At 55.2% G+C, this 14,754-nt stretch carries 12 protein-coding genes and 4 pseudogenes; 9 read left to right on the top strand and 7 right to left on the bottom strand.

Annotation, left to right across the window (positions count from 1 at the left end; translation table 11 throughout):
• Positions 1-143: 143 nt before the first annotated feature.
• From AC07Y2_RS00990 to AC07Y2_RS00980, 3 genes and pseudogenes are all read right to left on the bottom strand, one after another.
• Positions 144-650, bottom strand: a pseudogene (locus AC07Y2_RS00990) (amino acid permease); the annotation flags it as partial.
• A 195-nt stretch (positions 651-845) separates the two neighbouring features.
• Positions 846-1,211: a histone-like nucleoid-structuring protein, MvaT/MvaU family gene (locus tag AC07Y2_RS00985; protein ID WP_039768520.1), complete on the bottom strand. Its 366-nt coding sequence runs from the start codon at positions 1,209-1,211 to the stop codon at positions 846-848.
• A gap of 128 nt (positions 1,212-1,339) precedes the next feature.
• Complete coding sequence (locus AC07Y2_RS00980) at positions 1,340-1,639, bottom strand: hypothetical protein (protein ID WP_039768521.1); 300 nt, start codon at positions 1,637-1,639, stop codon at positions 1,340-1,342.
• A gap of 348 nt (positions 1,640-1,987) precedes the next feature.
• Between AC07Y2_RS00980 and AC07Y2_RS00975 the strand changes: the two are divergent.
• The 4 genes and pseudogenes from AC07Y2_RS00975 to AC07Y2_RS00960 all read left to right on the top strand — a co-directional run.
• Positions 1,988-2,266 (top strand): annotated as a pseudogene (locus AC07Y2_RS00975) (TolC family protein); the annotation flags it as partial.
• A 36-nt stretch (positions 2,267-2,302) separates the two neighbouring features.
• Positions 2,303-2,845, top strand: a complete 543-nt coding sequence (locus AC07Y2_RS00970; protein WP_103385245.1) for a redoxin domain-containing protein — start codon at positions 2,303-2,305, stop codon at positions 2,843-2,845.
• Positions 2,846-2,856: 11 nt separating this feature from the next.
• Positions 2,857-3,384 (top strand): DsbA family protein, encoded by a 528-nt coding sequence (locus tag AC07Y2_RS00965; protein ID WP_103385244.1) that lies wholly within the window; start codon positions 2,857-2,859, stop codon positions 3,382-3,384.
• 158 nt (positions 3,385-3,542) lie between these two features.
• Positions 3,543-4,643 carry a low temperature requirement protein A gene (locus tag AC07Y2_RS00960; RefSeq protein ID WP_103385243.1) on the top strand — a complete coding sequence of 367 codons (1,101 nt, stop codon included), beginning with the start codon at positions 3,543-3,545 and terminating at the stop codon, positions 4,641-4,643.
• A 102-nt stretch (positions 4,644-4,745) separates the two neighbouring features.
• Here AC07Y2_RS00960 and AC07Y2_RS00955 read toward each other — a convergent pair.
• The 4 genes and pseudogenes from AC07Y2_RS00955 to AC07Y2_RS00940 form a co-directional block, all read right to left on the bottom strand.
• Positions 4,746-4,823: pseudogene (locus tag AC07Y2_RS00955) on the bottom strand (transcriptional regulator); the annotation flags it as partial.
• 345 nt (positions 4,824-5,168) lie between these two features.
• Positions 5,169-6,557, bottom strand: coding sequence for an LLM class flavin-dependent oxidoreductase (locus AC07Y2_RS00950; RefSeq protein WP_103385242.1), 1,389 nt, complete (start codon positions 6,555-6,557; stop codon positions 5,169-5,171).
• 35 nt (positions 6,558-6,592) lie between these two features.
• Complete coding sequence (locus tag AC07Y2_RS00945) at positions 6,593-7,438, bottom strand: amino acid ABC transporter permease (RefSeq protein WP_039768558.1); 846 nt, start codon at positions 7,436-7,438, stop codon at positions 6,593-6,595.
• Positions 7,435-8,256, bottom strand: coding sequence for an ABC transporter substrate-binding protein (locus AC07Y2_RS00940; protein ID WP_039768560.1), 822 nt, complete (start codon positions 8,254-8,256; stop codon positions 7,435-7,437). Before AC07Y2_RS00940 ends, AC07Y2_RS00945 begins: the two co-directional genes overlap by 4 nt.
• 521 nt (positions 8,257-8,777) lie before the next feature.
• Between AC07Y2_RS00940 and AC07Y2_RS00935 the strand changes: the two genes are divergently transcribed.
• From AC07Y2_RS00935 to AC07Y2_RS00915, 5 genes and pseudogenes are all read left to right on the top strand, one after another.
• Complete coding sequence (locus AC07Y2_RS00935; RefSeq protein WP_166742306.1) at positions 8,778-10,223, top strand: ATPase domain-containing protein; 1,446 nt, start codon at positions 8,778-8,780, stop codon at positions 10,221-10,223.
• A gap of 24 nt (positions 10,224-10,247) precedes the next feature.
• Entirely contained in the window at positions 10,248-10,610 is a 363-nt protein-coding gene (locus AC07Y2_RS00930; protein ID WP_074690543.1) for a response regulator, read from the top strand.
• A 508-nt stretch (positions 10,611-11,118) separates the two neighbouring features.
• Positions 11,119-12,103: pseudogene (locus AC07Y2_RS00925) on the top strand (LLM class oxidoreductase).
• A 460-nt stretch (positions 12,104-12,563) separates the two neighbouring features.
• Positions 12,564-13,106: a DUF3833 domain-containing protein gene (locus AC07Y2_RS00920; protein WP_103385241.1), complete on the top strand. Its 543-nt coding sequence runs from the start codon at positions 12,564-12,566 to the stop codon at positions 13,104-13,106.
• Positions 13,107-13,116: 10 nt separating this feature from the next.
• Complete coding sequence (locus AC07Y2_RS00915; protein ID WP_103385240.1) at positions 13,117-14,655, top strand: cryptochrome/photolyase family protein; 1,539 nt, start codon at positions 13,117-13,119, stop codon at positions 14,653-14,655.
• Positions 14,656-14,754: the final 99 nt, after the last annotated feature.

The following is a 14,754-nucleotide window of genomic DNA, read 5'->3' as shown; positions in this document are numbered from 1 at the left end:
TAAGGCGGGATTCTGATGAAGTTCCAGTGTTGCTCACAACCGCCGATCCAAGGCATTGAATGCACCCATACAACCGCTCGCCCTGGCACTTGTATAACTTAGCCAAGTTAACGCTGCGGTAGACAGGGAAAGCGCTTGCAAGCCTAGCCAGGCTCCACTGGCGCCGGCAGTGCCACTCTTGCACAGGCGAAAAGCAGCATGCCTGTCAGGATCAACGCGCCTCCACGCATCCAGGTTTCCAGACTTTGCTGACCAAGCAGTACCAGGCACGAGACGATAGCAAGTAGCGGAACCCACGTAGGTACTCGAAAGTGATCTTCCGCAACCTCGTCACGGCGCAGGATCAACACGGACAAATTGGTACTGAGAAATACGAACAGCAGGAGCAGGACGACCGTTTCAGCGAGTGTGGCTAGCGTCCCCGTCAGCGTGAGCCCGATTGCCACAAGGGTGGTAGCGATCACTGCTATCCACGGGGTGCGTCGTTGAGGCAGCACCTTGCTCAAGGCATTCGGCAAAAGTCCAAGGCAGGCCATGCCATAAGTAAGGCGGCTGGCCATTATCATGGTTAGAAGTGCACCGTTGGCTACCGCGACCAATGCAATAAAGGCAAAGACGCGAGGCGGGATGTTCAAACCTGACGCCCGAACCGGGCTGGAAGTCAGGCGGCTCCACTCTCAATCAATGGAAATTCGCGTATCACTAAAGTTCACATATCTTGCCAAGGTGACAAGTAAAAGGTGCCTCACGTACACCCTGATTAGAGCTAAGGAATTCCTCTCAAGTAGCTAAAAATCGAAAACAAAAAAAGGCCGTAATCAGGCCCTTTTGTGTTCAAACCAAAATCATTTGGTCAGCCAGGACTCCACAGTGTCGGAGCCGTGCTCTGCTTTCCAATCCTTCAGCGTTTTATGATTGCCGCCTTTGGTTTCAACAACTTCCCCAGTGTGCGGATTTTTATAGACCTTCAACTGGCGAGGCTTGCGACTGCCGGCTTTGGACCCGGCGGCTGGAGCGCGACGACCTGCTTGCGGATCAAGCAGGTTGATCACGTCCTTAAGGCTGTAGCCGTATTTTGCGAGCAAGTCGCGCAGCTTCGTTTCGAACTCGATTTCTTTCTTGAGGCCAGCATCACCCTTGAGGGTTTCGAGGGCCTGGAGCTGTTCGGCGAGGTGTTTTTCGAGCTGGCGGAATTCGGCAAGTTTAGACATGAAAAAATCTCGATGTGGGTAATAGCTGAAGGTTACACCATAAATCACGGACCGCACTTACAAGGACTGGCGCTGGGTCTTTACCTGGACAGCCTCAACAGGCCTTGAATTGATTTCCTGTGAATGTCTTATCGATGAGTATCCGCCTCCTCAGCCGGATAAAACTCACCTTCCTTCCCTATCCTTTTGAGCTGTTCGCGCACCATCAATTCAACGCTGGCAACTGCGGCTTGATCGTCAGGGTCGACCAGCTGCAGGCACAGGCGCTGGATATTCTGATCGTGGGTGCCCTCACTCATCATCTCGTGCGTAAAGACTTGTTCACCTCGCCATAGGCAAAGTTGAGTATGAGTTTCGCCGAGCCATATTTCGTTGATTGATCTGAGGTCGGTGGTAGCCAGTTGATCGACAGTGATTGTCTTATCCATTGCGCTGTACCTTACCAATGAGTAGATACAGATAGACTGACGGGCCCAGGGGTCGTTCCAAGTGAAGGCCGTTCACTGCGATTGCCGATGATGACGACACCATCCCGTTCGTCCGCTTCCAGCCCTTCCTGCACCTCAGCCAAACCCGCAAAGAACATCGATTTCATGATCAGAAATACCGCCGGTGGTAAATCACCCACTCATCAGCAATTGAGGCTATGGAATCACCAGAGTGATCGAGCAGCGCTTTGAGCTGCGAATTCGCCGGGGCGAATCGATCAGTAATGAGATGACCAGGCGTTTACCGCGAAGGTGTATGGCAACAGAGCGAGCGCGCGAGGCCTTGCCAAGGAAACCGAAAACGCGTTTGGCGACTACGACAAGCGACAACAGCGACTATAGTCATTGGTGAGCCAGAGCGAATCCTGTCGCTGCTCTCCCCACCTGGCCCTCAATTCAATACCGCGAAAGCACGGCGGGCGTCGTCGTGCTTCTGGACGCGGAATATGAACGTCTTGCTGCCGAAAACACTCAGGCTCAGGCTGAGATCGTGGCAGCGTTGCCTCTTATAAATCCCTTTATGGTGGATGGAGTTATCCCCGCCGGGCAAGTCGCATCCCCCCCTGAGTAGACCCCAAACTCCTATCTATCAGGGCTCAAGCAATGAACACTTCAGAATTTGGTGATGCAGAGGAAACGAAAGACGACCTGGTTCAGGAGCCGCTGCCAGCCGGCACCGTAGCGCCCGACTTCTTACTGTATGCGACTCCCGATCAGCAATTGTCGCTACGCGAGCTGAAGGGAAATCCCGTGATACTGACGTTTTATCCCGCCGATTGGAGTTCGGTTTGTGGCGATCAACTGACCTTGTACAACCAGTTGCTTCCCACATTCAGAGAATACGGTGCGACGCTCCTGGGCATCTCAGTCGACAGCGCCTGGTGTCATCAGGCATTTGCCAAAGATCGGAATTTCCACTTCAGCCTGCTGGCCGATTTTGAGCCCAAAGGAGCTGTGGCGCGACGGTATGGAGCGTACGACTCCCACCTGGGCGTTTGTAAGCGGGCACTGTTCGTGATTGACAAGGAGGGAGTGATCACCTGGAGCTACATCTCACCAATGGCAATCAACCCAGGGGCGGACGGCATTCTGGATGCGCTGGATGCACTGGCGAACGCGCCACAAAGCACGCCAACCAAAAATTAACAGGTGATCACATGGCCACTCTCAAAGTGCCGGTAAGTGCCAACGACCATCGCCAGGGAAGCGCGCATGCCAAAGTCACCTTGGTGGAATTTGGCGATTATGAATGTCCCTATTGCGGTTTAGCGTATTGGGTCGTCAAAAATCTCCAACAGCGTTTTCGCAACGATTTGCTCTTCGTGTTCCGTAACTTTCCCCTGACCACCGCCCATCCGCACGCCATGGGGGCAGCAGTCACCGCTGAATATGCAGGGAGTCGAGGACTCTTCTGGGAGGCTCACGACGAACTGTATGAGAATCAAGATCGATTGGGCATGCCACTGTTTCGGGCCATCGCTCTAAAACACGGTCTCTCCAGTGAAGAACTTTATGTTGCGCTGCAGGAAGGCACTTACCTGGCCAAAATAAAATCCGACTTTAATGGCGGCGTACGGAGCGGCGTTAACGGCACCCCCGCGTTTTACATTGACGGGCTTCGCTATGACGGGGTTCCAGAGTTCGCCGAAATGAGTCAGATGATTGAGCGTTCGTTGGTGAGTTGACGAAATGGCCGGATAATCAATTCGCCTGATAGTTCCCAACCGTAATCGAGGCGGCATGTACGGCTGTTGAACGGCAGCATCTGCCCGATCCAATTGGCTCGCTGCCACGCACTCGCCATTTGGCCATATACAGACCGCCGATACGGAGCCAGCAGCGAATGAAATCCTTGAAGTATTATGAAAAAAATCGACACGCCACATGGTTAGAGTTGTTTTTTGACCTGATTTTTGTTGTTGCAATTGGCAAGGTTACGCACACTCTCGGACATGTTCACCAGGGCCATTTTGAACAAGAGCAACTGTGGACATTTATCCTGCTTTTTGTTCCATTGTGGTGGGTTTGGTCCAGCCACACGATTTACTCCAACAGGTTTGATACCGACAGCAGCCTTCACCGCCTGGCCACACTATTTATAATGTTGCTGCTGATTGTGTTGTCTGCACGGATCGGGGAGGAATCAGGAGTAAACTATCCGCTTGTTATTTCCTGCTATTTTGGAATACGTGCCATCATCAGCATCATGTACATTTCATCCATCAGTAAAATCGATTACCGCAGCGAATTATCCTCCAGGCTTGGCTTTGCCCTGTTAGTTAGCGCGATGGTTAGTCTTACATCCATTCTTTTTGACCCACCTGTGCGTTACGTTGTCGCTTACATTGGGATTTTTCTTGATATTCTGCTGCCTGTATTTTTTTGGAGCAAATCAAAGCCTTTGCCAGCACATACGGAACACTTGGTTGAACGACTAGGTTTACTCACCCTCATCTTATTGGGTGAGTCAGTCATTAGCCTTGCTGGAGGATTATCCGGCATTCAATGGGATCTTTATAATGTAATGGCAGCAATCACCGGCTTTATCATGATTTGCAGTATCTGGTGGATCTATTTTGATAGCTTTTACCTGCTGAGCAAAAATGATAGCAGTATGAGCGGGCACTCTTTGATCTACTCGCACCTCTTTCTATTTATAGGGCTGGCCCTCCTCGCCAATTTGATTAGACATGCAATCCTGAACGACATTGTGATACGCGATTTTCAGATTATGTCAATCATCGGCATGACCTTGTTTTTCCTGGGCAAGCAATATGGCTATTTCGTAGCCGTACCTAAAATAAGGAAGTACATACTGCAAAACACCTTGATCGTGTTGTCTTTGGCAGGGCTATTTATATTCCTGCCCCGCATCGAGTACATATTGATCGGACTAACAGCAACCATGATCTGTTATGTTTTGTTGAATTTCAGATATCGTTAAATGTTTATTATTCGAGCATGGAGCTCGCAGGTGCATCAGTTCTGCTGACAGACATCGTCGGCATCACGTCGAGGCTGTCGGGATCGTCAATGACAGCCAGACGCCCTTGAGGGCTTCGAGGGCCTGGAGCTGTTCGGCGAGGTGTTTTTCGAGCTGGCGGAATTCGGCAAGTTTAGACATGAAAAAATATCGATGTGAGTAATACCTGACTATCAGCTTTGATGCTCGATCGCACAGAAGCAACGTCAGCCCCTGAGATACAGCAGATTATCCCTTGCCGACTTCAAGAACGGCATATTTCGACTGAGCCCTTTTGCTAGCTTATTCAAACCACAGGGCACCCGATATACCGGTGCCCCGGCGTTGCTCTGACCTCCCTCCGTCCCTGCGGTTAACAGCCCCCATCAGTCCTCTAAGGAGCTAGTTGGATGACAACACAATCTTCGAATATCCACGCCGTGGATTCGCAAACGGCTCAGCAGTTTTATATCAATGGTGGCTGGTGTTCGCCGGCAACGCCTGCCATCAGCCATAAAGCGCCTTGTCGAAGCGGAACGAAGCCCCATAGGCCGAGTCAGGCAGGTGATTGGAGTGATCTGCCCGTAACCGCGAGCGGAAAGTGCCGCTTTGCGGTTGAGTACGGTACAGCCCACGCTTTTGCAGTTCGGGAATCACCAGTTCGACAAAGTCCTCAAGGCTGCCTGGGCTGAGCAATGGGTTGAGCATATAGCCGCTGGTGCCGGAAATTCGCGCGTGTTCTTCGATGCGCTCGGCGACTTGCTGCGGTGTACCGACGAGAATCAGGTCGCTGCCACGGGTAACACTGGCGAAGCGCTTTTTCACATCACCCGCCGTCAGCGGCTTGCCACTGCCATCGGGGCGCATGACGTATGAGGTCAGGCCTTCGGTGTGCGTCGAGAGTGCATCGCTGTCGGCGTAGCGGCTGATGTCGATGCCGGTGTCGCCGGCGTAACTGACCAGTTGTGCCTGCAAGTGATAGTTGCTTTGCAGCTCGTCGTATTTGCGCTGGGCTTCGATTTCGGTTTTGGCCGTGACGATGCGCAACACCGTCAACGATTTCACGTCTTCACGTTGACGCCCACGCGCCTGAGCCTGGGCCCAGATGTCTTCCAGGCCCTGCCGGATTTCCTGCGGGTTGGATTTGGCGATGAAGATCAGTTCCGCATGCTTGGCGGCGAACTCTCGACCGCGTCCCGACCAGCCCGCCTGAATCAGCAACGGGGTGCGCTGCGGGGACGGAGCGGTCAGGTGCGGCCCGGCCACGCGATAGTGCGCACCCTCGTGATTGATCGGTCGCACCCGCTCGCCTCTGGCATACAGCTGGCGGGCCTTGTCGGCAACCACGGCGTCGTCGGCCCAACTGCCTTCCCAGAGTTTGTACACCACATCGAGAAACTCCTCGGCGCGTTCATAGCGATCGTCATGCTTGATCATTTGCTCCAGCCCGAAATTGCGGGCGGCGCTGGACAGGTAAGAGGTGACGATGTTCCAGCCCACTCGCCCATTGGTGAGGTGATCAAGCGTGCTGAAGCGCCGGGCGTAGGTGAACGGGTGCTCATAACTGGTGGTCACCGTGACACCAAACGCCAGGTTTTCCGTCACGGCCGCCAACGCTGGAATGATCATCAACGGATCGTTGGCCGGTGCTTCCACCGCCCATTTCACTGCCGCATCGGCGTTGCCACCCAGCACATCGTAGAAGCCCAGCACATCACCAAAGAACAACATATCGAGGTGCGCCTGATCGGCAATCCGCGCCAGGTTTGACCAGTAGCCCAGCGAGTTGATCGCCAGGCGTTCGTCAGCCGGGTGCGTCCACAGACTCGGCGCACCGCCGCACCCGACACTGGCTTGTTCATAGAGTGCAAAAAGCAGAGGTTTGGGATCGGACATCTTGGTTCCTGCAAGAAATCATTCAACGGAATGGCTCAGCGCTGATGCTTGAAGCCCCTGCCGTAATGGCGTTCGAGGCGATGCTGGATCAGTTCGAGACCGATGGATAACAGCCAATAGATGGCGGCTGCGGTGGTCAGCATTTCAATGTAACGGTAGGACGAGCGCCCGTACGACTGCGCCAGAAACATCACTTCCCAAACCCCCATGACCGAAATCAGGGACGAGTCCTTGAGCATCGAAATGAACTGGCTGGTGGTCGGCGGAATGATCGTGCGCATGGCTTGCGGCAGGATGATATGGATGAACGTCGCGGCCGGCCTCAGGCCCAGTGCGGCGGCTGCTTCGCGCTGACCCGGGGCAACCGCGAGGATGCCGGCACGAAAAATCTCACTGAGATAAGCCCCGTAGTTGAGCGACAGCGCGATGATCCCGGCGCTGATTGCGCCTGGCACCACACCCAACTGCGGCAGCCCCAGATAGATCAACAGGATCTGGATCAACAGTGGCGTGCCGCGAAAAAACGAGGCGTAGAAGCTGGCGATACCAAACGCCACGGCGCTGCTCGACAGCCTGGCCAACGCGGTGACAAAGCCCAGCAATAACGAAAACCAGATCGAGCAGAAACACAGGAATATCGTCAGCGCGGCGCCTTGCAAAAACCCGTTCGGGCCCAGATGCAGGCCGACCAGGTTGGGCAACTTTTCCGCAATGATCGAAAACTTCAGATCGAAGCGCATGAAAAACCACACGCCCAGACCCGACAGCGCCGCCCACGTCAGATACAGGCGCGTGCGAAAACCGAACAGCTGACGTGTCAGTGGCGGCTGCTTTTGCGGGCTGACAGCCGCTTTGGCCGGATGCGGATTGATGGCTGTCATTGGCTGATATCAGAACCGATCCACTTGCGGGATATTTTGCTCAGCGTGCCGTCAGTCTTGAGTTGTGCGATGACCTCGGTGACTTTCGCATTCCATTGCGGATCACCCTTCTCGACCGCCACGACGTTCGGTTCGGCATACAGTGGATCTCCGGCGATCTTGAAGCGCGGATCCTGAGCGATTCGTTCGCGCGCGGTGATCAGGTTGGTGACCATGGCATCCAGGCGCACGCCGGTACCCAGTGCGAGATCCTGGAAGGCAACGGTTTCATTGTCGTAAGGGGCGATCTGGACATTGTCGAACGGATAGCTCAACGGTTTGTCCTCGGCGCCTTCAATGACCAGGTCCTTGTTCAGATAAGCCTCATAAGTCGAGGCACTGATCACACCGACTTTTTTGCCGGACAAATCTTTGCCAGTGACGATGTCCTTGTCCTTCGCATTGACCACGATCACCGCCGGTGACTGGTAATACTCCACGGGGAAGTCGAACACTTCGGCCCGCGCCTTGCTCGGTGTCATCGAGCACACGCAGATGTCGTATCGACCGTTCCAGTGCCCCGCGGCAATCACGTCCCAGGAAGGTGTTTCAAGTTTCAGCTTGACCCCAAGGCGCTCGGCCACAGCTTTAGCGACATCCACATCGAAGCCGTCGAGCTGGTTCTGGTCATTGAGAAAAGAGAACGGCGGGTAACTCTCCATCAGGACACCGGTGAGCTCACCTTTTTGCGTCACGCGATCGAGGGTGGGCCCGGCGAAGGCTGCCGCGCAACTGACGGCGAGCGCCAGGCCAAGTGTCAAATGTGTGGGGATCTTCAAGTGCGAATGCTCCAATCAGGAAATGCCTGGTTAGATTAAAACGCACTATAAAATTAATATGAACTTCGTTTTGGGAATAAAAAGCTACGCTTAGGCTATATGAGATCCAGCCGCCAGCATCAGGCAAAGCCTTCATCTCCAAGGCTCATCGCTGCTGGTTTCTCACGGAGCGTACTCCGGGCAATGAACATCAGGGAAACCGGATCCTGAAGAATGGCCTGTTGGTTCCCTCCAGCCTTCTGGTCATATCGACCCTTTGTACTGTTTTCTTCAATCTGCGGGGGTTGTTTCAGGAGCGTAGTTCATCCGCTGACACTGCTGGAGCCGCCCAGGGTGGAAAAGAGTGTGCAACCAGGTTGAGTAAGTTGCGTTGCTGCTCCAACGCATGTTCAGCGGCGAATGAATAGCTTTACCGGCACTGCTGCCTGAAACGTCAGTGAAGTGCAGATAGCTCCGGCACACAAATGGCGTTAGCATCCCGTACATTCGGTTTAACAGCATGATTTCAAGATCAGGGTCGCATAGTGGAAAAGTTAAATCGCCTTCAGAGTGGAATCGAAGGCCTGGATGCTCTGCTCAAGGGCGGATTGGTCTCAGGCGCTTCCTACATTATTCAGGGGCGTCCAGGGTCGGGCAAAACGATCCTCGCCAACCAACTTGGATTCCATCATGCGCGCAATGGCGGCCGTGTTCTGGTAGCGACACTGCTTGCCGAATCCCATGACCGGCTTTTTCAGTTTCTGTCCACCTTGAGCTTTTACGACGCTTCCAAAGTTGGCGCTGAAATCCAGTTCGTCAGCGCATTCGATACGCTGGAAAATGAAGGTCTGGATGAAGTCGTAAAACTGCTGAGGCGTGAGATCAGCCGCCAGAAGGCCACAGTCATGGTTGTCGACGGCTTGCTGAACGCACGCTCTAAAGCCGACTCGCCCATCGACACCAAGAAGTTCATCTCTGAATTGCAAGGGCACGCTGCATTTGCTGGATGCACCGTGTTGTTTCTCACCAGTTCCCGACTGGATGACGGCAGCCCCGAGCACACCATGGTGGATGGCGTGATCGAAATGGGAGAGGAGCTTTATGGCACCCGCTCGGTACGTCGTATTCAACTGCGTAAAACCCGGGGCAGCGCGGCACTGACCGGGCTTCACGAGTGCGAAATCACCGAGAACGGTCTGGTGGTTTATCCGCGCCTGGAAAGCCTCTACAGCCACCCCTCTTCGCCCGACAGCGCCAACATGACGCGCATCCCCAGCGGTATACATTCTCTGGACACGATACTGGGTGGCGGGCTGCACAGTTCCAGCGTGACGCTGGTCATGGGCCCGTCAGGAATAGGCAAGACAACCCTAGGTCTTAAATTCCTGGGTGAGTCGACGGTGAAGGCACCGGGCCTGCATTTTGGCTTTTATGAAAGCCCGGAGCGGTTACGCCTGAAGGGCCAGTCACTAGGAATCGACATCAAAGGCATGGAAGAAAGCGGTGCGTTGAGCATCGCGTGGCAACCGACCACCGAAGGTCTCCTGGACGGCCTGGGCTCAAGGTTGCTGAGCATCGTCGAAGAAAAGGGCATCAAGCGTTTATTCATCGACAGCCTTAGCGGCATGACGCGCGTCTCGACGAATCCAGCCCGAATTACTGACTTTTACAGTGCCCTCATGAACGAATTACGTTCCAGGGGCGTGACCGTGTTTGCCTCTTGGGAGATGCGAGATCTGTTCGGCTCCGAGATCAGTTCACCAAACTCTGACCTGTCCAGCATCGTCGACAATCTGATGCTGATGCGGTTCTTCGAGAATGACTCTGAACTAAGCAGAACCATTTCCATTCTTAAAGTCAGAGATAGCTCTTATGACCCTTCGCGATTTGAAGTGGTCATCCGTGACCAGGACGTTGATCTGAAAAAGGCTTCAAGAAATGAACCGCCAGTTCCTAATCCTGCAGCCCTGCCAGGTTCATTTTCCTAGGTCTTCTATTCAGGTTGCATTCTCATGACCACCATCCTGGTTGTCGACGACGAATATTTGATCGCTGACATTCTCGGCTTTGCGCTGGAGGATGAAGGCTTCATGGTCGTGAAGGCCAGCAATGGCAAAAAAGGGCTTGAGGTACTTGAGCGAGAGCGCCCTGACCTGATCATTACCGACTTCATGATGCCGGTAATGGACGGACTCGAATTCGCCACGGCCGTCCGCGCCCTGCCCTCAGCGCATCTCTTGCCCATCATTCTGATCAGCGGCGCACAAGCCCACCTCGGCATGGAGAGATCGGACTTGTTCAATGCTGTCCTGGAAAAGCCTTTCAATATCGATTCAATCCTTGCTACCGCCAAGCGACTGCTGGCTGCAAAATGAAACGGATTGAATCCATCTCCAAGACTGAACCTGCCCGCTCGGCCCTGCATGCCTGATGGCATGCAGCTTTCACCCTTTGCTGGAACCGCTCGAGATTCATCGATGATTCGCCCAATGACCGAAGTCATGTCGAGTGGGACTCGATGGATCGTAATCCTGCCACCTGCTTGTGATCGGTTGAAGTCGCAAAGGTCTCCCACGATGTGCGAGGCACAATGGCGCAACACGGCAATACCGCCTACGCTGATGAGGTAACCTCTGGGCCCGTTTCCGAGTTGACGGTATCGAGCCGGGAGAGGATTCCTTTTACCGTCCGCTTATCACCCATCCGGACCTGCCCGCGCATATCGCCAGCAACTGGCTCCTCAATCCGGTCCACCCGACCGGCAGTACGGCGCAATGGGCAAAGCTGCACTCAGTCCCCCCACCTGTCGTTCCCAAGCGACCGATGCCGCAGCACCTCTGGCAACGGGGCGCTGTTCACGTTCTGCCACTGAGGAAAATCAGTATGTATCGGCCGAGCACGATTCCTTATCAGCAGCATCGAGGGTTCAGCCGAACCTTCACGCCGGGGCATTTGAGCCTTGGATTGTTCTTTCCCATGGAGGCCTTCGACGGCGACACGCCGAGCATGCTCAACCAGGTCGCATTGGCGAAAACGGGCCGAGGCATTGGGCTTCAGCGCGCTCTGGTTTCGTGACGTGCCGCTTCGCGATCCCGGATTCGGCGATGTCGGCCAAGTCTTCGCCCCCTGGGTCTACCTGGGTTATATGGCCGCCCATACATCGGAAATTGCGCTTGGCACCGCCTCCATCGCCATCCCTTTGCACCATCCCCTGCACACGGCCAAGGCGTCAGCCAGCGTCGATCAGTTGAGCGCAGGTCGCTTTATTCTTGGGGTGGCGTCCGGCGACCGCCCGGTGGAGTTCTCGGCTTTTGGCGTCGATCCCGAAAGGCGCGGGGATATCTTTCGCGAGCACTACGCGGTGATTCGCCGAGCCCACAGCACCAGTTTCGAACCCATCCACTGGAGCGCCGGGGAAATGCGCGGCGCGGATCTGATTCCGAAACCGACAACCCAATTCATTCCAATGCTCGTGACCGGCAATAGCCGTCAGTCACTGGATTGGATCGCGCGCGAAAGCAACGGATGGATCAACTATCCACGCATACCGAACATGCAGAGACTGGTCGTGGAAGATTGGCGGCTGGAGGTCACGAAGCAATGTGGTTCCGTCTATAAGCCCTTCACTCAGTCGCTTTACATCGACCTTGATGAAAACCCGTCCACGCCACCCACTCGCATTCATTTGGGGTTCAAACTCGGGCGCTACCATTTGCGGTTTTTGCTGGAGTCGCTTGAGGAAATCGGCGTCGATCACGTCATCCTGAATCTCAAATACGGAAAGCGCCCGGCAGCGGAGGTTATTGAGGAGCTGGGTACTCACATCATTGCGCAATTCGGTGCACAGCCAAGTCCGACAGCGCATTGATCTGTCGGCCACTCCTATCCCCGCAGGATGCTCACTGAGCATCCTGCGCCTCACGGCGCCGGCGTTCACTGCGCTGGATATTGCCCAGTACCAGCGCTCGCCCGGCAGACAGACCAACCGCTGTTTCCAGGGCAAAACGTTCGGCATCGCGTTAAGGCGCAGCAAGCGCCCTGCGTGAGGGAAGAAATATTGTCAGATGGTTTTTTTCAGCCTATCTTGATTTATACCTATACAGACCATCCAACCACGTACAACTATTTCGCGATGGCTTGCCCTCACGTACAGCGCTGCCGCGAGAAAAACAAAGCCGGCCATCGCCGTAAGACTCTCGTTGACGTCGTCAAAAGTCGAGCGTCAAGACCAGCCGGGGAAAACGATAAACCTGTACATGTCCAGCCCACCGTACAAGCAAATGGTTCGAACCTGGCCTTCGACACCTTTGCAATCAGGGAGTAAGGCAATGACGCGATTACTGCTGTTACTGACACTGATGCTCAGCATCGCAAGCTGCACCAGCGTGGACGTCGCCCGTTATGCCGATCAACAACCAGCCCTGGATCTGCATCGGTTTTTCAGCCAGCCCGTCAAGGCCTGGGGAATGTTTCAGAAGCGCAGCGGCGAAGTGACCAAGCGTTTCGAAGTCAATATCGTCAGCCGTCGCGAAGGCAACAACCTGATACTTGACGAGCGCTTTCTGTACAGCGATGGCACCCGCCAGCACCGCGTATGGACATTGACGCCCGAGGGCCAGGGACGCTGGAGCGGTCGCGCTGGCGATGTAGTCGGCGTTGCCCAAGGCCAGATGGCGGGCAACACATTTCACTGGCGCTATCGGCTGAACGTACCGGTCGACGATTCGACCTATGAAATGAGCATGGACGACTGGATGTACCTGATGGACGAGGACACGTTGATCAACCGCACCCGCATGTCCAAGTTCGGCGTGGAGGTCGGCCAGGTGACCTTGTTCTTCCGTCGCCAGAGCACCGAAGCAAGCCAATGAACCGCAAAAAATGAATACTACCCGCCGCTTGTGCCTGGTCCTGGGCGACCAGTTGTCCTTCGACCTCGCTTCCTTACAGGCACTCGATGCGGAGCGCGATACGGTGCTGCTGGTCGAGGTCATGGAAGAAGCCAGCCATGTGCCCCACCATCCACAGAAGATTGCTCTGATCTTCAGCGCCATGCGCCATTTCGCTCAGGCGTTGCGAGACCAAGGCATACGTGTTGAATACGTGACCCTGGATGACCCGCAAAACAGCGGCTCGGTGCCGGGTGAACTAAATCGCTGGCAAGCGCTGTTGCAGGCCGAGCAAGTGCACATCACCGAGTGTGGCGACTGGCGGCTGGAGCTTTCGATGAAGGAATCCGGCTTGCCGATTCACTGGCACGCCGACACGCGTTTTCTGTGCAGTCGCGAAGAGTTCGCCGCCTGGGCCGAGGGCAAGAAACAGCTGCGCATGGAGTTTTTCTACCGTGAGATGCGGCGCAAGAGCCGCTTGCTGCTCAATGGTGACGGCTCGCCAGTGGGCGGCGCATGGAACTTCGATGCCGAGAATCGCAAGGCCCTGCCCAAAGGCGTCAAAGCGCCCTACCCGGTACGCTTCAATAACGACGCCATCACCCTCGATGTGCTGGCACTGGTCAAGGCGCGCTTCAGCCAGCACTACGGTGCGCTTGATGACTTCAACTATCCCGTCACCCATGCCGATGCGCAGGCACTCTGGGCGTACTTTCTCGATTATGGCCTGGCGGGGTTTGGCGATTACCAGGACGCCATGGCCAGTGACGAGCCGTTCCTGTTTCATGCGCGCATCAGCGCAGCGCTCAACATTGGCCTACTGGATTTGCGGCAAATTTGCAGTGATGTGGAGTCGGCGTACTGGGCCGGCAGCGTTGCGCTCAATGCCGCCGAAGGCTTCATTCGGCAACTGATTGGCTGGCGGGAATATGTGCGGGGCGTGTACTGGCTGAAGATGCCGGATTACGCGCTGGGCAACTCTTTTGGCAACAGCCGGCCGCTCCCCGAGTTCTACTGGACGGGTGACACGCAAATGAACTGCATGCGCCACGCCATCGGGCAAAGCTTGCAACACGCCTACGCGCATCACATTCAGCGGCTGATGGTCACCGGCAATTTCGCCCTGCTCGCCGGCATCGCGCCGAGCCAGATCTGCGAGTGGTATCTGGCGATCTACATGGACGCCTTTGACTGGGTCGAGCTGCCCAACACCCTGGGCATGGTCATGCACGCCGATGGCGGTTATCTCGGTTCCAAACCCTATTGCGCCAGCGGCCAGTACATCAATCGCATGTCGGATTACTGCCGCGGTTGCGCGTACAAGGTCAGCGAAAGCACGGTGGACAATGCCTGCCCATTCAACGCGCTGTATTGGCATTTCCTGATGCGCCACGGCGAACTGCTGCGCGGCAATCAGCGCATGGCCATGATGTACAGGAACCTCGACCGCATGCCGCAAACCAGGCAACAGGCACTCTGGCAACGCGGCCAGGCACTGTTGGCGCGCCTGGATAACGGCGATTCGATTTGAAATCAGCGTTCACCCGAAGCGACCTTGCTTCATCAGTGAAACTTAACGACGACGCAACCTGTCAACGGATGAGCAACCACAGAGCCACACCGCTTCGCG

It is taken from the genome of Pseudomonas sp. GW456-12-1-14-TSB6 (genome assembly GCF_059424205.1).
This window is presented reverse-complemented; position numbering and strand designations above follow the sequence as displayed.